This is a genomic window from Rhizobium pisi (assembly GCF_003938655.1).
Classification (GTDB): Bacteria; Pseudomonadota; Alphaproteobacteria; order Rhizobiales; family Rhizobiaceae; genus Rhizobium; species Rhizobium pisi.
In genome coordinates this window covers 55,939-72,707 of the sequence record NZ_RJJT01000001.1, presented here as the reverse complement: position 1 = coordinate 72,707, position 16,769 = coordinate 55,939, and the positions used below count along the sequence as shown (strand labels likewise).

The 16,769-nt window shown below is 61.5% G+C and carries 15 protein-coding genes and 2 pseudogenes; 7 read left to right on the top strand and 10 right to left on the bottom strand.

Translation table 11 applies throughout. The features are described from left to right. The first annotated feature begins 82 nt into the window (after nt 1–82). Entirely contained in the window at nt 83–553 is a 471-nt protein-coding gene (gene dut, locus EFD55_RS00405; protein WP_125841901.1) for a dUTP diphosphatase, read from the top strand. Between the two features lie 95 nt (nt 554–648). Here the strand turns inward: dut and EFD55_RS00400 are convergent, their stop codons facing one another. After that, nucleotides 649–1,113, bottom strand: coding sequence for an Lrp/AsnC family transcriptional regulator (locus EFD55_RS00400; protein WP_125841899.1), 465 nt, complete (start codon nt 1,111–1,113; stop codon nt 649–651). A 112-nt stretch (nt 1,114–1,225) separates the two neighbouring features. Here EFD55_RS00400 and EFD55_RS00395 point away from each other — a divergent pair, with 112 nt between their 5' ends. Further along, nucleotides 1,226–2,125: a DMT family transporter gene (locus tag EFD55_RS00395; protein ID WP_125841897.1), complete on the top strand. Its 900-nt coding sequence runs from the start codon at nt 1,226–1,228 to the stop codon at nt 2,123–2,125. 34 nt (nt 2,126–2,159) lie between these two features. Here EFD55_RS00395 and EFD55_RS00390 read toward each other — a convergent pair whose 3' ends face one another. After that, on the bottom strand, nt 2,160–2,678 hold the full coding sequence (locus EFD55_RS00390; RefSeq protein ID WP_125841895.1) for a Dps family protein: 519 nt from the start codon (nt 2,676–2,678) through the stop codon (nt 2,160–2,162). Between the two features lie 227 nt (nt 2,679–2,905). Here EFD55_RS00390 and EFD55_RS00385 point away from each other — a divergent pair, with 227 nt between their 5' ends. Together EFD55_RS00385 and cysK are read left to right on the top strand one after the other, a co-directional pair. Next, on the top strand, nt 2,906–3,523 hold the full coding sequence (locus EFD55_RS00385) for a LysE family translocator (RefSeq protein ID WP_125841893.1): 618 nt from the start codon (nt 2,906–2,908) through the stop codon (nt 3,521–3,523). A 144-nt stretch (nt 3,524–3,667) separates the two neighbouring features. Continuing rightward, nucleotides 3,668–4,630 carry a cysteine synthase A gene (gene cysK / locus EFD55_RS00380; protein WP_125841891.1) on the top strand — a complete coding sequence of 321 codons (963 nt, stop codon included), beginning with the start codon at nt 3,668–3,670 and terminating at the stop codon, nt 4,628–4,630. A gap of 200 nt (nt 4,631–4,830) precedes the next feature. Here cysK and EFD55_RS00375 read toward each other — a convergent pair. From EFD55_RS00375 to EFD55_RS00355, 5 genes and pseudogenes are all read right to left on the bottom strand, one after another. After that, nucleotides 4,831–6,358, bottom strand: a pseudogene (locus EFD55_RS00375) (YifB family Mg chelatase-like AAA ATPase). 167 nt (nt 6,359–6,525) lie between these two features. After that, on the bottom strand, nt 6,526–7,473 hold the full coding sequence (gshB, locus tag EFD55_RS00370) for a glutathione synthase (RefSeq protein WP_125841889.1): 948 nt from the start codon (nt 7,471–7,473) through the stop codon (nt 6,526–6,528). Between the two features lie 155 nt (nt 7,474–7,628). Beyond that, the gene (locus EFD55_RS00365) at nt 7,629–8,651 is read right to left on the bottom strand and encodes an ABC transporter permease (protein WP_125841887.1); all 1,023 of its coding nucleotides are present in this window, start codon (nt 8,649–8,651) and stop codon (nt 7,629–7,631) included. Continuing rightward, entirely contained in the window at nt 8,635–10,170 is a 1,536-nt protein-coding gene (locus tag EFD55_RS00360; RefSeq protein ID WP_125841885.1) for a sugar ABC transporter ATP-binding protein, read from the bottom strand. Before EFD55_RS00360 ends, EFD55_RS00365 begins: the two co-directional genes overlap by 17 nt. Nucleotides 10,171–10,337: 167 nt before the next feature. After that, nucleotides 10,338–11,324: a sugar ABC transporter substrate-binding protein gene (locus EFD55_RS00355; protein ID WP_125841883.1), complete on the bottom strand. Its 987-nt coding sequence runs from the start codon at nt 11,322–11,324 to the stop codon at nt 10,338–10,340. 337 nt (nt 11,325–11,661) lie between these two features. Between EFD55_RS00355 and EFD55_RS00350 the strand changes: the two genes are divergently transcribed. After that, a complete protein-coding gene (locus EFD55_RS00350; RefSeq protein ID WP_125841881.1) occupies nt 11,662–12,672 on the top strand; it encodes a LacI family DNA-binding transcriptional regulator in 1,011 nt (336 codons plus the stop codon). Nucleotides 12,673–12,701: 29 nt separating this feature from the next. Here EFD55_RS00350 and EFD55_RS00345 read toward each other — a convergent pair whose 3' ends face one another. From EFD55_RS00345 to rsmI, 3 genes and pseudogenes are all read right to left on the bottom strand, one after another. Beyond that, nucleotides 12,702–13,205 (bottom strand): cupin domain-containing protein, encoded by a 504-nt coding sequence (locus EFD55_RS00345; RefSeq protein WP_125841879.1) that lies wholly within the window; start codon nt 13,203–13,205, stop codon nt 12,702–12,704. A gap of 117 nt (nt 13,206–13,322) precedes the next feature. Then, nucleotides 13,323–13,690: pseudogene (locus tag EFD55_RS00340) on the bottom strand (YraN family protein). Beyond that, nucleotides 13,680–14,597 carry a 16S rRNA (cytidine(1402)-2'-O)-methyltransferase gene (rsmI, locus tag EFD55_RS00335; protein WP_125841876.1) on the bottom strand — a complete coding sequence of 306 codons (918 nt, stop codon included), beginning with the start codon at nt 14,595–14,597 and terminating at the stop codon, nt 13,680–13,682. The pseudogene EFD55_RS00340 and the gene rsmI overlap by 11 nt, the downstream one beginning before the upstream one ends. Nucleotides 14,598–14,858: 261 nt before the next feature. On the opposite strand from rsmI, the gene dnaN reads away from it, so the two are divergent. Beyond that, complete coding sequence (dnaN, locus tag EFD55_RS00325; protein WP_125841872.1) at nt 14,859–15,977, top strand: DNA polymerase III subunit beta; 1,119 nt, start codon at nt 14,859–14,861, stop codon at nt 15,975–15,977. A gap of 191 nt (nt 15,978–16,168) precedes the next feature. Then, complete coding sequence (gene pmtA, locus EFD55_RS00320) at nt 16,169–16,768, top strand: phospholipid N-methyltransferase PmtA (RefSeq protein WP_125841821.1); 600 nt, start codon at nt 16,169–16,171, stop codon at nt 16,766–16,768. Nucleotide 16,769 lies beyond the last annotated feature (1 nt).

Genomic DNA, 16,769 nt, shown 5'->3' with positions numbered 1-16,769 from the left:
TCCTGTGGAATTGCCGCTTAACTAGCGACTAAAGGCCGGCTTTGCAATTGACCTCGGGCATTCGGGCGCAAAGTAATGGGCGATGACCATTCATCACGACACGCGCCCGACGCTGAACCTCATCCGCCTGCCGAACGGCGAAGGCCTCGACCTGCCTGGCTATGAAAGCAAGGGAGCGGCGGGCATGGACCTGCGCGCCGCCGTTGACGACGCGGCCCCGCTGACGCTTCTGCCCGGCAAACGGGCCTTGGTGCCGACCGGCTTCATCTTCGAGATCCCGGAGGGTTTCGAAGGACAGGTGCGGCCGCGCTCCGGCCTTGCCTTCAAGAACGGCATCACCTGCCTGAATTCACCGGGCACCGTCGACAGCGACTATCGCGGCGAGGTGAAGGTACTGCTCGTCAATCTCGGCGAGGAACCCTTCGTCATCGAGCGCGGCATGCGCATCGCCCAGATGGTGATCGCGCCCGTGACCCAGGCTCGGGTGGCGGAGATTGCCGAGGCCAGCGAAACAGTGCGCGGCGCAGGCGGCTTCGGCTCCACCGGCGTCTGATGGCACAGCGCCTCGCGCTTGAGCGAGGCTTCGATCAATTTCCCCGCGATGCCGCCGCCGATGGTGGCTTCACCAGCAGTTCGCTCAGCCAAGATTTACGTTTTCCGTGAAAGCGGCGGCAGGCGACGCTTGACGGGCGAGGCCTTGATCATCGAGGTGTTGGTCTCCGCCCTTTCGGCAACCCGGTCGAGGAGGCCGTCTAGTTCCGCCATCGAGCGGATGACCAGGCGGGCAATGAAGCAATCCTCACCCGTCACCTTGTCGCATTCGACGATTTCGGGAATTTCCTGGATGATGCGCTCGACAATGTGCAGCTGTCCCGGCAGCGGACGGACGCGCACGATCGCCTGCAGGGGATAGCCGACGGCAGCTGGATCAAGATCGATCGTGAAGGCCTTGATGACGCGGCGCTCTTCCAGCCGGCGCAAGCGCTCGGCGGCGCTCGGCGAGGACAGGCCCACCTGCTGTGCCAGCTCCTTCAGCGATATCCGCGCATTGCCGGCCAGCGCCTCCAGAATGGCCTGATCGATTTCGTCGAGCGACAGCACATCATTAGCCACGGTGATCTATTTTCCTCTTATGATTAGGCAATATCGATCATGCTCCTTCTTATACCTATATAAAACCGCCTCGCTCCGCAATATTCTTATGCCATCAAAGGCGGAGGTAATCATGAACAGTGACATCAGACAAGGCACGGCGGAAATGACGGCAGCGATGCTGATCTCGGGGACGATCGGCTGGTTCGTCGTCATGTCGGGACAGCCCGTCAGCGGCGTGGTCTTCTGGCGCTGCCTGTTCGGCGCGCTGACCCTGCTTGTCATCTGCGGCGCTCTCGGGCTGCTGCGGCCCGGCATCATCACGCTGCGCGCCTTCGGCATTGCCATCTTCGGGGGCATCGCCATCGTCTTGAACTGGCTGCTGCTCTTTGCCTCCTACTCGCATGCGACGATCTCGATCGCCACAACAGTCTATAACACGCAGCCTTTCATGCTGCTCGCGCTCGGCGCGCTGTTTCTCGGCGAGAAGATCACCGCCGCCAAGCTGTTCTGGCTGACACTCGCCTTCGCCGGGATGATGGCGATCGTTCAGGCGAAACCCCAGACGGGCGGCGTATCGGGTGACTACGGCTTCGGCATCCTGATGGCGCTGGGTGCGGCCTTCTTCTACGCGCTCGCAGCCCTTGCCACGAAATGGCTGAAAGTCACGCCGCCGCATCTGATCGCGCTCATCCAGGTCGCGACCGGCATGCTGATGCTGGCGCCGATAACAGACTTTTCCCACCCGCCCGGTGATATCGGGGGCTGGGCGATCCTCGTGACCGTCGGCGTCGTCCATACCGGGCTGATGTATGTGCTGCTCTACGGCGCGATCCAGAGGCTGCCGACACATCTGACCGGCGCCCTGTCCTTCATCTATCCGATCGCCGCATTCCTCGTCGACCGGCTGGCCTTCGGCCACGCGCTGCAGCCGATGCAGATCGCAGGTGCTGTTATCATCCTGTTTGCCGCAGCCGGCATGAATCTCGGCTGGACACCGCGCTGGCTGCGTCCGCGGGCGCTGGAGAGCTGAGAACCGGGCGTTCTGAAGCGCCCGGTTGCCGACACTACCTCTGCGGGCGCGTCATTTCGAACAGGAACCAGGTGCGGCGCTCGCCTTCGTCGATCCAGTTCTCGATCAGGCTGGCGGTCGCGACATCGTTGTGCTCGTCGCAGAGACCGTGCACTTCGCGGAGCAGCGAAACGAGCTGAACATTGTCCTCGCGCAGTTCGGACAACATGTCCTCCGGTGTGACGAAGTCCGCGTCATTGTCCAGAATGCGCTGCTGGCGGGCGATATGGCCGATGGAGCGCAGCGTCGTGCCGCCGATCTTGCGGGCACGCTCGGCAATGTCGTCGGTCATAGCGAAGATCTGCTCAGCCTGTTCGTCGAGCAGCAGATGATAATCGCGGAAATGCGGGCCGGACATGTGCCAGTGGAAATTCTTGGTTTTTATATAAAGCGCGAAGACATCGGCGAGCAGCGCGGTCAGCGCCGCCGAAATATCGGTGACGGCGTTGGTCGACAGGCTGGAAGGCGTCTTGAGCGGCGAAAGCCTGCGGGTTTCGGCTGGGGTATGGGACATTCATTTGCTCCTTGGCGATGAAAAATCTTTAATGCCGCCGGCCGGGAAGCCGCGACGCGCCGCACTGATGGCACGCGTAAGAGAGATAGTGGGGCCGGCTCGCTTTCCAACTGGATCATGGTTCAGCGGACCTATTCTTTATGGTTATGGACCGATCAGCGCCGGCGCATTGATGAGGCCGCGGCTCGCGCCTATAGAAAGGTCGTGCAGACCTTATGGATATGAAGATGAGCCTCACCGCCCTGATCACCTATGCCGGAGCGCTATTCATCGCCGCGGCCATTCCAGGCCCCGGGATCACCGCGATCGTCGCACGCGCGCTCGGCTCAAATTTCCGCGAGACCTTCTTCATGGGCCTCGGCCTGGTGCTCGGCGACATGACCTATCTCACAGCGGTCATTCTCGGCCTTGCCTTCGTGGCGCAGACCTTCACCGAGGTCTTCATCGTCATCAAGATCGCCGGCGCTCTGTATCTCGCCTACATCGCCTGGAAACTCTGGACAGCGGGGCTGCTGCCGCAGGATATCGCGGCGCGCAAATCCACCAATATCGGCATGTCCTTCCTCTCCGGCCTGCTGGTGACGCTCGGCAATCCGAAGACGATGCTCTTCTATGTCGCCCTGGCGCCGACACTGATCGATATCGGCAATATCGGCCTGCGAGACTATGCGCTCCTGCTCGCCGTGACCTTCGTGGTGCTGATCGTCGTGCTGGTGCCTTACATGCTGCTTGCCTCTCGGGCTCGCACGATGCTGAAGCAGCCGCGCGCCCTACAGGCGCTGAACCGGGTTGCGGCCGGCATCCTCGCTGGCACGGCGGCCTTCATCGCCACGCGGGCGGCCTGAAATAAACATTCGGCAAGAACCGGTTTTCAAAGCTTATTTTCTCCCCGAACCGCTTTGCCGGGATGAACGCGGACTGGTCTCCTTCAACCTTTGACCCTATTCTCCTCCCCGATTCAGGGTCAGGATTTCAAAGGGAGAACACCCATGTCGCACAAGCCCGGCCGCGGCCGCATCTATTCCTCGATCACCGAGACCATCGGCGACACGCCGCTCGTACGCTTCGACAAGCTGGCGCGGGAAAAGGGCGTGGTGGCGAACCTGATCGGCAAGCTCGAATTCTTCAACCCGATCGCCTCCGTCAAGGACCGCATCGGTGTCGCGATGATCGAAAGCCTTGAAGCGCAGGGCAAGATCACGCCCGGCAAGACGGTGCTGATCGAGCCGACCTCCGGCAATACCGGCATCGCGCTCGCCTTTGCGGCTGCCGCCAAGGGTTATCGGCTGATCCTCACCATGCCGGAAACCATGTCGGTCGAACGCCGCAAGATGCTGGCGCTGCTCGGCGCCGAGCTGGTGCTGACCGAGGGACCAAAGGGCATGAAGGGCGCCATCGCCAAGGCCGAGGAACTGGCATCCTCCCTTCCCGATGCCGTCATTCCGCAGCAGTTCGAAAACCCGGCCAATCCCGAAATCCACCGCAAGACGACGGCCGAGGAAATCTGGAACGACACCGACGGCACGGTCGACATCGTCGTCTCCGGCATCGGCACCGGCGGCACGATCACCGGCGTCGGCCAGGTGCTGAAGAGCCGCAAGCCCGAGATCAAGATCATCGCCGTCGAACCCGCCGACTCGCCGATCCTGTCCGGCGGCAATCCCGGCCCGCACAAGATCCAGGGCATCGGCGCCGGCTTCGCACCGAAGATCCTCGACACCGGCATCTATGACGAAGTCGTCACCGTGACCAACGACGAGGCCTTCGAACAGGCGCGCCTCGTCGCCCGGCTCGAAGGCGTGCCGGTCGGCATCTCCTCGGGTGCGGCGCTGACCGCCGCGATCAAGGTCGGCAGCCGCCCCGAAAATGCCGGCAAGAATATCGTCATCATCATTCCGTCCTTCGCCGAGCGCTATCTTTCGACGGCGCTGTTCGAGGGGCTGGGGAGCTGAGGCAGGGTTTGGCCGAGTGTCTCCCGGTCGCTCATCTTCGTAGGGTATCGGGGCGCTTCGGCGCCCCAGTTTGTTGACGAACCTCGCTCCTCATTCGGCGTCATCCTCGGCCTTGTGCCGAAGATCTGCTGCACCTGATGCAGATACTCGGGACAAGCCCGAGCATGACGATAGAGGAGGCGCTTGGACGCCCCCATCTCTTACGCCGCCGTCAGCCCTTCACCGGCAATGCGATAGGAAATCGCTTCAGCGAGATGCATTCGGCCGACCGTCGGCTTGCCATCGAGATCGGCCAGGGTTCGGGCGACCTTGAGGACGCGGTGGTAACCGCGGGCGGAGAATTTCATCTTTTCGGCGGCGTCGCGCAGCAGCTGCAGGCCGCTGGCGTCGGGCTCGGCCATTTTCTCGATCATCGCGGTGGAGCAACGGGCATTGGTGCCGATGCCTTTTGCGCCTGTGCTCTCGAAGCGTCCCTGCTGGATCTCGCGGGCGCGGGCGACGCGGCGAGCGACGTCGGCGCTGGCCTCGGTGGCCATCGGCCGGATGAGATCGGCGGCAGAGACGGCCGGCACGTCGATGCGGATATCGATGCGGTCCATCAGCGGGCCGGAGATGCGGGCCTGGTAATCGCTCATGCAGCGCGGGCCGCGGGCGCAGGTGTGGCCCGGCTCGCCCGCCATGCCGCAGCGGCAGGGTTCATCGCCGCGATCAGCTGGAATTTCGCCGGATAGGAGACGCGGTGATTGGCGCGCGCAATGACACATTCGCCGTCTTCGAGCGGCTGGCGCAGCGCGTCCAGCGCCTGCGGCGTGAACTCGGGAAACTCGTCGAGAAAGAGTACGCCGTGATGAGCAAGCGAGGCTTCGCCCGGACGGGCGCGCAGGCCGCCGCCGACGAGGGCGGCCATGGTGGCGGAATGATGCGGGGTGCGGAAGGGCCGGCGATCGGAAAGCTTGCCGCCCGTGAGCTGGCCGGCGATGGAATGAACCATCGAGACCTCCAGCAGCTCGGCCGCCGAAAGTGGCAGCAGGATGGACGGCAGTCTTGCCGCCAGCATCGACTTGCCGGAACCGGGAGGCCCGACCATCAGAAGATTATGGCCGCCGGCGGCGGCAACTTCGAGCGCGCGCTTGGCGCTTTCCTGGCCCTTGATCTCGGCAAGATCCGGCAGGATTGCGGCATTGGCGCGGATCGACGGCTCCGGCCTGGATAGGACCTGCGTACCGCGGAAATGATTGGCGAGGGCCATCAGGCTGCGGGGGCGAGGATATCGACGCCCGAGCCTGCCCAGGCCGCTTCGGCGCCGCTCTCGGCCGGGCAGATCAGCCCCTTGCCGAGCGCATTGGCGCCGATTGCGGCCGGCAGCGCGCCTGATATGGCGGCGATCGTTCCATCGAGATTGAGCTCGCCGACGACGACATAATCCGTCAGCGCATCGGCGGGAATTGCGCCGAGAGCCGCCATCAAAGCTAGCGCGATCGCGAGATCGAAATGCGAGCCCTCTTTCGGCAGGTCGGCAGGCGCCAGATTGACGGTCACGCGCTTGGCCGGCAGCGCCAGGCCGGAGGCGTGGAGGGCCGCCTGCACGCGCTCACGGCTTTCGGCAACCGCCTTGTCGGGCAGACCGACGATCTGCATTCCGACCTTGCCGGGAGCGACCATGACCTGGACCTCGACCGGCACGCCTTCGATGCCCTGGAATGCCACCGTACCGACACCCGCGACCATATCGCCCCCTGTCCCGCAAACTCTTATACCGCCCCCGGCCCTCGGGCCAGCGGTTGCAATCTGGCATGGAAATAAGAATAAAACAAGAACGATAAAGGAACGTATTCGGATACTCACCGCGACCAGGTTGTACCCGGTCGCAGGCGACGCGACGCAAGGCGGCAGGCTCAGCCGCGCTTGCGCTCGATCGCATCCCAAAGCAGGCTCGCGATGTCCGCGCCGCCGAACTTCCTGACCTCACGGAGACCCGTGGGAGAGGTGACGTTGATCTCGGTCATGTAGTCGCCGATCACATCGATGCCGACGAGCAGGAAGCCGCGCTCCCTCAGTGCCGGGCCGATGCGGTTGCAGATTTCCTGTTCGCGCGCCGTCAGCTCGGTCGCCTCGGCGCGGCCGCCGACATGCATGTTGGAGCGGCTGTCGTGCTCGGCCGGCACGCGGTTGATGGCGCCAGCGAATTCGCCGTCGACCAGGATGATGCGCTTGTCGCCCTTGCGCACGTCAGGCAGATATTGCTGGGCGATGAAGGGCTCGCGGAAGAGCTGGCCGAACATCTCCAGCAGCGAAGAGAGGTTGCGGTCGTCGCGGGTCGAATGGAAGACGCCGGCGCCGCCATTGCCGTAGAGCGGCTTCAGGATGATATCGCCCATCTCGTCGCGGAAGCGGCGAATCTCGGCGGCATCCTTGGTGATCAGCGTCTTCGGCATCAGATCGGCAAATTCGGTGACGAAGATCTTCTCCGGCGAATTGCGCACCCAGGCCGGATCGTTGACGACGAGCGTCTTCGGGTGGATACGCTCGAGCAGATGCGTCGAGGTGATGTAAGCCATGTCGAAGGGCGGGTCCTGGCGCAGCAGCACGACATCCATGGTCGAGAGATCAACACGCTCGGGCGCCCCGAGTTCGTAGTGATCGCCCTTGACGTCGCGCAGCACCATCGGCTCGACGCTGGCAAAGAGCTTGCCGTCACGAAAGCTCAGGCGATCGGGTGTGTAATGGAAAAGCCTGTAGCCGCGCGCCTGGGCTTCCAGGCTCATGGCGAAGGTGGAATCGCCTGCGATAGTGATGCCTGCGACATGGTCCATCTGGACCGCTACATTGGTGATCTTGGCCATTTCCGTCCCTCGCTGAGTGCCGGACAGATGTAGGTCGGGCAGGCGTCAAACGCAACGGCCAATCAAGGGCCGCATCGCATCGAAATTGGCTCGTGCGACGCGCTTTAGCTCTTTGTTTTCATGCATGTCGGCGCCTCCGAACATGCATTCGCCGATCAGCGTGTTTCGAGGATCCGCATCAACCGGCCACGATAGCTGTCGAGAATGACGGCGAGCACGATGACAGCGCCGATAACGATCGGCTTGATATTGTCGTCGGCGCCCAGAAGCTGCAATCCCGTCGACAGAACCTGCAGAATGCAAGCGCCGACCAGCGTGCCGATGATCGAGCCCTTGCCGCCCGAGAGGCTGGTCCCGCCGATAATGACGGCGGCGATGGCGTTCAGCTCATAGCCGATGCCGGCGACCGGGCTGCCGACATTGAGGCGGAGCAGATAGACCATGGCGGCAATGCCGGCGGTCAGCCCTGAGATCGTGAAGACCGCGATCTTGTATCTTTTCGGCTGATGACCCGACAGGCGGACAGCCTCTTCATTGGTGCCGATCGCGAAGACGAAGCGCCCGAAGACAGTGTAGCGCAACACGAACCAGCCGATGAGGACGACGACGATCGCAATCATGAAGATCGAGGGGAAGATGCCCCAGAAGATCAGGTTGCCGAAATCGACGAAAGGCTGAGGCAGGCCTGTTATCGTGGAATTGTCGCTCACCACGCGCGCCAGGCCGCTTGCAACGTTCAGCATGCCGAGGGTGACGATAAAGGACGGAAGCTTCCACTTCTCGCAAATCCAGCCGTTGATGGCGCCGAGGGCGGCGCCCGTGCCCATCGACGCCAGACATGCCAGAACAATCGCCTGCCACGGAGAAAACTGCGGATCAATCATGATCGTCGCACCAATGACAGTGCAAAGGGCAAGCAGAGACCCGACAGAAAGATCAATGCCACCAATGAGGATGACGAAGGTCATGCCCGCAGCAAGCACGGTGTTGATGGCAATCTGCACGAAGATCTTCAGGAAGTTCTCCGGTGTCGCGAAATACGGCGCCGTCGCCGAGAAAAACGCCAGGATCAGAACAAGGGCAATGGCGACGCCCGCTTCCTTCATCGAGATCCGGATCAGCTTGTCCCAGAAGCTCAACGCTTTCGCCTCGGTCTGTTTTTCAATGTTGGCGGACACGGCTGTACTCCTTGTAGGCGAGCGAAAGGATCCTGCTCTCGTCAAATTGTTCCCGAGTTATTTCGCCGGCTATCTTGCCGTCGGAAAAAACGATGATGCGATGGCAAATGCCGATGAGCTCCGGCAGATCCGAAGAGACGACCAGAACGCCTTTTCCCTCGGCCGCGAATTTCCACAGCAGCTCGTAAATCTCGGCCTTCGCGCCCACGTCGATCCCGCGGGTCGGCTCGTCGAAAATCAAGACCTTTGGACCGCGGAACAGCCATTTTGCAATGACGACCTTCTGCTGGTTGCCGCCGGAAAAAGTCCTGACCGCCTGACGGATGGAGGGGGTCTTGATCCGCAGCTCACGCACGAGGCGCTGAGCGTGATCATCCTCCGCCTTCCCCATGATCAGACCGTTGCGGGAAATCTTGGCGAGATCGGTTATGGTGGTGTTTTCAGCGCAGCTCATGTCGAGCATCAAGCCCTGCATCTTGCGGTCTTCGGTTGCCAGGCACAGACCGGCGGCAACGGCATCTTTGGGCGAATTGATCTCGACCGGCTCGCCATTCAGGCGGATTTCGCCAGCAGCCTTGGCATCGGCGCCGAATATGGCGCGCACCGCCTCCGTTCGGCCGCTGCCCACAAGGCCGGCAATGCCGACAATTTCGCCCTTTGCAACGGAAAATGACAGTTCCGCGCTATTGCGTGTCACCTTCAAGCCGGAAACACCGAGCGCCTCTCCCGACACCGCGCTGTCGCCGCGGAATAGGCCATGATCCGAAAGTTTGCGCCCGACCATGAGTTCGACGATATCAGGAATACCAAGTCCGGATAGCGGCCGCGTTATCACATGCTGGCCGTCGCGCAGCACCGTCACATCGTCACCGACTTCGAAGATCTCCTCCAGCCTGTGAGAGATATAGAGCGTGGTCACGCCACGCTGCTTCAGGCGCTTCAGAATTTCGAAGAGGCGATCGACCTCCTTGGAGGTCAGGGTGGCTGTCGGTTCGTCGAGAACGAGAAGTTTGCTTTCGTAGCAGAGCGCCTTGGCGATCTCGACCAACTGAAGCTGCGCGACGCTGAGGCGGCTCGCCAGCATTGTCGGAGGCACGTCAAGGCCGACCTCTTCCAGGAGTTCGGCCGCCCTGCTGTTCATTTCCTTGTAGTTCACCAGGCCATATCGGCGGGGCAGATGCTCGAAGAGCAGGTTTTCGGCAACCGTCAGATTGGAAAGCGGATGCAGCTCCTGGTGAATGACGCGGATGCCGGCCTTGAAGGCCTCCAACGGCGAGCCCGGATGGTAAGGCTGGCCATCAAACAGGATGTGACCATCATCCGGCCTGAAGACGCCGCCGAGCAGATTGATCAGGGTCGACTTTCCGGCACCGTTTTCGCCAAGAAGGACGTGCCCCTTGCCGCGGCCGATCCGTATCGAAACATCCTTGAGCGCCACGACGCCAGGGAAGCGCTTGCCGATCCCTTCCAGTCTCAGGATATCGTCATCTGGTGCGTCTGACACGTTGGCCTCATGCATGATCTATTCAATTCGAAATATTGCAGCGTTCTTTGCGCGCCTTAAAGCGCGCATCCCGGAGCCGCGAGAACGAGCCTCATCTGGAGCGATCAACGCCTAAATCGGTTGCAGCGGTTGGCGCCGGCCCATGGCCGGCGCCTCCTTTGCCTTGCTGTCGGCAATATCGACTACTTGAGGTCGGCTTTCGTGACGAGCTTGACGTCGGTCTTGACCCAGCCGGTGAATTTTTCGCCGGCTAGTTCGCGCATGCCATAGTCGATGCCCATGACCGCCATCTGCGCGCCATACTGCTCGACCGTCGCCAGCATCTTGCCGTCCTTGATCAGCGGCTGCACCGGCGGGATGTTGTCGAAGCCGACAACCTTGATCTTGCCGGCCTGGCCGGCCGCATCGAGAGCCTTGACGACGCCGAGGGCCATGGAGTCGTTGGCGGCCATGACGCCCTGAATATCCTTATACTTCGTCAGGAAGTTCGTCATGACGGTATTGGCTTCTTCCGTCTCCCAATGGGCGGTCTTGCTGTCGAGAAGCTCAAGCTTGCCTGCCTTTACGGAATCCACGAAGCCTTCCTTGCGCTCCTTGGCGTTGTCAGCCTCGGGGTTGCCCTCGAGGATGACGACCTTGGCGCCAGGTCCGAGATCCTTGGCCAGCGCATCGCCCGCAAGCTTCGCACCTTCCTTATTATCAGGACCGAAGAAAGCGAGATCGATCCCGGCCTTCTTCTTCGCATCGGCATCGAGCGGCACGTCGATATTGATGACCTTGACGCCGGCCTTCACAGCCTTTGCCAGAGGCGTTGCCATCGCCTTGGAATCGGCGGGTGCTACGACGATGATATCGTATTTCTGCGTCACGAAGTTTTCGACAGCATCGACCTGCGAAGCGAAGTCACGTTCATCCTTCATGCCGACGGCCTTGAAGTCGAACTTGTCCTTGTTTTCGGCCGCATATTTGTCGGCACCCGCCTTCATCTGCTTGAAGAACTCATTGGACAGAGACTTCATGATAAGGCCGACCTTCGGCTTGCTGGCTGCAAAGGCGGGCGACACGCCGCAGGAGAGCGCAAGCACCAAAGTGCCGGCAAGCCCGAGCTTCAGTGCCGCGCGACGCGGCGCGCTGATCAAGACGGATTCATGCTTCATAGAATTGGACATTTTTTCCTCCCGAACGGCTCTGGGCTCAGTTTCATCTGAGTTGCCCTCGGCAATGAACCGTTTCCAACACCATCTGGGTAGCACGCCTTCAAAAATTGTCAAGCTGGCGATGAAGCGCCAAACCGCCGCCGAAATCGCCATATCCGGCATGTACGGAAAAGATGCTCGATGAACCGTTTCCATTGAGCCTCCTGCCGTGCTCATGCTATGAAAGACCGGCGGCCAAATTGAATGCGACCCTTTGACTAGGGCTGCGGAGGCCGTTAGCTGGAGCTTGGACAAGGCACCCCCCTAGGGTGTCTTCCGAAGGCAAAAATGAAGGGCATATGTTTCTGTTATGTCGAAGGTCGGAATTAGAGACGTTGCCAAGCTTGCGGGAGTTTCCACAGGAACCGTTTCAAGGGTTCTGAACGATCATCCCTCCGTGACGAAGGAATTGAGGGCGCGCGTCGGCGGGATCATCACGGAACTCGGCTATATGCCGGATCCCTCCGCGAGAAGCATGCGCAGCAAAGTCAGCCGCCTCATAGGCATTGTCATTCCCGATCTGACCAATCCGTTCTTTGCGGAACTGGTCCAATCCGCGGAACAGGCGGCGGCAAATCACGGCTGCAACATCATCGTCATGACTTCCTTCGATCATGCGGCCAAGGAGGCTGACCGAATCAGACAGCTGACAAGCCGGAAGGTGGACGGCATCATTCTCGTTCCCAGCAACGATTTCCATACGCTGAAGCTGCCGAAAGGATTGCCGATCGTCGTCGTCGACCGCCTTATGCCGGGATATTCCGGCATTGCCGCCGATCACCGCCGCGGCGTTCGTCTTGGCGTCGAGCATCTTCTGAAGCTCGGCCATCGCCGCATCGGCTTCATTTCGGGGCCCAAACACTCCGTCCCCGCCAATGATCGCCTGAGGGGCTACCTCGACGCCATGGAGCAGACGGACGGCGGCACCCGAGCGGCGGAAGCGCCGCTGATTGCCGAGGCGGCTTTCGATTACGAGAGCGGCCGCTCCGCGGGAAATTATCTTCTGGCGCGGGCGCGCAGCGAGCGGCCGACGGCGATATTTGCAAGTTCGGACCAGCAGGCGATCGGCTGCATGCGGGCGGCGCATGATCTGGGAATCCCCATCCCCGCGGCCCTTTCCATCGTCGGCTTCGATGGTATCCCGCTTGCAAGCATGACAACGCCACGCCTGGCGACGGTAAAGCAGCCGATTGAGGAGATGGCCGCGGCTGCAGTGGCGATCCTGTTGAACAAGCAGACTGCGCCCGAACTCGACAAGCCAATCCTGTTCGCCTGCGAGTTTTTAACGGGGGAAACAACCGCTCCGCCCCAGCCCGATTAGCAGATGACGATCGATATCGGCGGCAATTTTCAGGCGGCGATGCCCTGGTTGCCGCCGTTGCGCAGCATGTTTCGGAGACGATAGGCGATCGCCAAGGGCTTGGGGAAAGGCTTGCGCAGGAAAGCAACCTTGCGGACGTAGTTGTCGACCCGCCAGCTCGCCCAGGTTCCGCCGGCGAAAAAGGCGACGTCACCGACGCCGAGGGTTCGTTTCGTGCCGTCCTCGGCGGTAATATGCACCTCGCCTTCGAGGATCATCACCGTCTCGTCCCAGCCGAAGTACCAGCGAAATTCGCCAGCCGTGCAATCCCAGATCGCCGTCAGCGATGCCTCGTCATGACCGCGCGAATGTTCGGCAGTGCGCGCCTGCGGATTGCCGCTGATGATCCAATCCGGATTGATGGGCGTGGATTTGAGCGGTAGGCGGTCGCTTGCATGCGCGACGAAGGATTTTCCGGCCGGCTTCAGCGCGACATAAGGCACAGAGCGCGCAGCCATGGCGACCGCGCTTGCAAGCATCAGCTTCCAGGCCATGAAACAACCCCCAATTTCTATCCCTACCAAGCCGGTGGATAACAGAGAGTCGTAAGGAGCTCGTTCAAGCCGGAACTAAAATCTTAACGATCCGAAACGGGCCAGATCGCAAATATATCAGAAGGCATCCGGAAAATGCCGCGGCAAACGGCCGGGCATGATCGCCACGATATCGTAGCGCTGGGAAAGGCGTGCCCGATCCGCCTGGCGGGCGAGCCACAGATCGCTGCCGCCCGTATCCGCTTCTGTGCCATGGCGGACACGGCATCAACGGCCGCAGCCTCGCCATGGCGGGCCTTGACCTCGACGAAGACAGCAAGATCGCCTTTGCGGGCAACGATATCGATCTCGCCGAGCCGGGTGCGGTGACGCAGCGCCAGGATGCGATAGCCCTTCAGCATCAGGAAGACGGCCGCGACATATTCCGATATGCGACCCCGGCGCTGCGCCTTTCTCCTGACGGCTGTAAGATCGCTATCGCCCATCGGCGCCCTTCATCTCCAGCAGACGCTGATAGAGCACTTTGCGTGGCAGGCCTGTAAGGCGGGCTGCCTCCGTTGCTGCCTTGGCCGTCGGCATTGATTTCGACAGATCGGCCAGCACGGCTTCGACATCGGCCTCATCAGTCTCCACCGGCTCCGGCGGACCGACGACGAGGACGATCTCGCCCTTGACGTTTTCCACTTGCTGATAATGCGCGGCAAGCTCCGCCAGTGTGCCGCGGCGGAATTCCTCATAGGTCTTGGTCAGCTCACGGCAGACGGAAGCCTGGCGCGTGGCCCCGAGCACATCGGCCGCGGCGAGAAGTGTTGCGCCGATGCGATGCGGCGATTCAAAGAAGATCAGCGTCGCGGGCGCGGCGGCCATTTCACCGAGACGGTCGCGGCGGGCCTTGTCCTTGACCGGCAGGAAGCCGGCGAAAAGAAAGGCATCATTCGGCAGGCCGGATCCGACCAGGGCTGCGAGCGGCGCCGAGGCGCCGGGAATGGGAACGACGCGATAACCCGCCACGATCGCCTGCTGCGCCAGACGATAGCCCGGATCGGAGACAAGCGGCGTACCGGCATCGGAAACCAGCGCCACCGACCGGCCTGCCTCCAGCGCCTGTATCAGCCGCGGACCGGCTTCGTCGGCATTGTATTCGTGATAGGAAAACGGGCGATTCTGGATGCCGTAGCGATCGAGCAGGACACGGGTGACGCGCGTATCCTCGCAGGCGAGCACGTCGGCGCCGGCGAGCGTTTCGAGCGCCCGCAGCGTGATGTCGCCGAGATTGCCGATGGGGGTTGCGACAAGATAGAGCGCCGGCTCGAGCGGCCGTGCCGGTATCGTTGCATTGTGCAGGCGAAAGCTTCGCCGGCCGGCGGTTTCCGCTGTCGTTTCCTCATTCATGCCATTTGCTTTCGTCCCGCCGGCGCCTCGCCGGTTCATCGGCCTTTATGGGCGAGCGATGCTGCTTCGGCAAGGGTTCGGATTTCTGTGAGGATTGCTCCGGAAAACCGCAAATGCGGACACTCGGCCATCCATGCCTCTTGCAATCCAATGCTGAAGTCTGCCATTTTGCCCGTCCACTCCTCCGATCTCAGGGTCGGGAACGCATTCTTCGGGTGCTCGATGCGCCCGGATAGTCACGGTCGAAAGCGGTAGCATCCCATGCGTATTACTATTGAGCGGTCAAACCTGTTGAAATCGCTGAACCACGTCCACCGCGTGGTCGAACGTCGTAACACGATCCCGATCCTGTCCAACGTACTGCTCAAGGCCGACGGCCAGAACCTCGACATGAAGGCCACCGACCTCGACCTCGAAATCACCGAGGCGACGCCTGCCAGCGTCGAGCAGGCCGGCGCCACCACTGTTCCTGCCCATCTTCTCTACGATATCGTGCGCAAGCTGCCCGACGGTTCGGAAGTGCTGCTTGCCACCAGCACCGACGGCGGCTCGATGACCGTGCAGTCCGGCCGCTCGAAATTCTCGCTGCAGTGCCTGCCGGAATCGGACTTCCCTGATCTGACCGCCGGCACCTTCACGCATTCCTTCAAGCTGAAGGCGACCGATCTGAAGATGCTGATCGACCGAACGCAGTTTGCGATCTCGACCGAAGAGACGCGTTATTATCTGAACGGCATCTTCTTCCATACGATCGAGAGCAAGGGCGACCTGAAACTCAGAGCGGTCGCCACCGACGGCCACCGTCTGGCGCGCGCCGATGTCGATGCGCCCTCCGGCTCCGAAGGCATGCCCGGCATCATCATTCCGCGCAAGACGGTCGGGGAGTTGCAGAAGCTGGTCGACAATCCGGAAGCGACTGTCACCCTCGAGGTTTCCGACGCCAAGATCCGCATGACGATCGGCTCGATCGTCCTGACTTCCAAGCTGATCGACGGCACTTTCCCCGATTACCAGCGCGTCATCCCCACAGGCAACGACAAGGAAATGCGCGTCGACTGCACGACTTTCGCCCAGGCCGTCGACCGCGTCTCTACAATCTCCTCCGAGCGCGGCCGCGCCGTGAAGCTGGCGCTTTCCGAGGGCCAGTTGATGCTGACCGTCAACAATCCCGATTCCGGCAGCGCGACGGAAGAAGTCGCCGTCGGCTACGACACTGATTCAATGGAAATCGGCTTCAACGCCAAATACCTGCTCGACATCACGGCGCAGCTTTCCGGCGAAGAAGCGATCTTCCTGCTTGCCGATGCCGGTTCGCCCACACTGATCCGCGACACCGCCGGCGACGATGCGCTCTACGTACTGATGCCGATGCGAGTCTAGCGGGAGCGAATGCTCCTGCTTTCCATTTTTCAGCGAAAAAACCGCACACGCCCATCGACCGCGATCTCAGGCCGCGTTCCGCCCGCGGCTGCATGAGCTGTTGATGTCGATGTTCTTATTGCGAAAAACCTTGTCCCGGGAGCGACAACGCGCATATTAAGACATTCGGTCAATATGCGGATGGGTGGAGAATGAGCTTACGTGTCAAGGTAAAGGAACGTCTGGGCAAGAGGTTCGACGACGAGATCCGCTTCTTCAGGGGTATGATGCAGGGGCCGAAGACGGTGGGCTCCATCGTACCGACCTCCTCGATCACCGCCAAGCGCATGGCAAGCGTCATCGACCTCCATTCCGGGCTGCCGGTGCTCGAACTCGGACCGGGTACGGGCGCCATCACCAAGGCGATCCTCGGCCGCGGTGTTCGGCCGGAAAATCTCGTCGCGATCGAATATTCGACGGATTTCCACGAACATCTCAAGCGGACCTATCCCGGCGTCCATTTCATCAACGGCGATGCCTTCGATCTTCAGACTACTCTTGGCAGCTTCAGCGATCTCATGTTCGATTCTGTCGTCTCGGGCATTCCGCTTTTGAATTTCCCGATGGCGAAGCGCGTCTCGCTGCTCGAAAGCCTGCTCGATCGTCTGCCGGCCGGCCGGCCGGTGATGCAGATCTCCTATGGCGCGATCTCACCGATCGCCGCCAATCCCGATCGCTACCATATTCAGCACTACGACTTCGTCATGCGCAACATTCCGCCGGCGCAGCTCTGGATCTACAGGCGCGGTTGAG

Bases quoted from the DNA above. Each gene is read 5' to 3' on its own strand.
- pmtA (WP_125841821.1), top strand. From the start codon at position 16,169: ATGAGCTTACGTGTCAAGGTAAAGGAACGTCTGGGCAAGAGGTTCGAC.
- EFD55_RS00385 (WP_125841893.1), top strand. From the start codon at position 2,906: ATGAGCCTCACCGCCCTGATCACCTATGCCGGAGCGCTATTCATCGCC.
- EFD55_RS00395 (WP_125841897.1), top strand. From the start codon at position 1,226: ATGAACAGTGACATCAGACAAGGCACGGCGGAAATGACGGCAGCGATG.
- EFD55_RS00360 (WP_125841885.1), bottom strand. From the start codon at position 10,170: ATGCATGAGGCCAACGTGTCAGACGCACCAGATGACGATATCCTGAGA.
- EFD55_RS00345 (WP_125841879.1), bottom strand. From the start codon at position 13,205: ATGGCCTGGAAGCTGATGCTTGCAAGCGCGGTCGCCATGGCTGCGCGC.
- dut (WP_125841901.1), top strand. From the start codon at position 83: ATGACCATTCATCACGACACGCGCCCGACGCTGAACCTCATCCGCCTG.
- gshB (WP_125841889.1), bottom strand. From the start codon at position 7,473: ATGGCCAAGATCACCAATGTAGCGGTCCAGATGGACCATGTCGCAGGC.
- cysK (WP_125841891.1), top strand. From the start codon at position 3,668: ATGTCGCACAAGCCCGGCCGCGGCCGCATCTATTCCTCGATCACCGAG.
- EFD55_RS00390 (WP_125841895.1), bottom strand. From the start codon at position 2,678: ATGTCCCATACCCCAGCCGAAACCCGCAGGCTTTCGCCGCTCAAGACG.
- EFD55_RS00355 (WP_125841883.1), bottom strand. From the start codon at position 11,324: ATGTCCAATTCTATGAAGCATGAATCCGTCTTGATCAGCGCGCCGCGT.
- rsmI (WP_125841876.1), bottom strand. From the start codon at position 14,597: ATGAATGAGGAAACGACAGCGGAAACCGCCGGCCGGCGAAGCTTTCGC.
- dnaN (WP_125841872.1), top strand. From the start codon at position 14,859: ATGCGTATTACTATTGAGCGGTCAAACCTGTTGAAATCGCTGAACCAC.
- EFD55_RS00350 (WP_125841881.1), top strand. From the start codon at position 11,662: ATGTCGAAGGTCGGAATTAGAGACGTTGCCAAGCTTGCGGGAGTTTCC.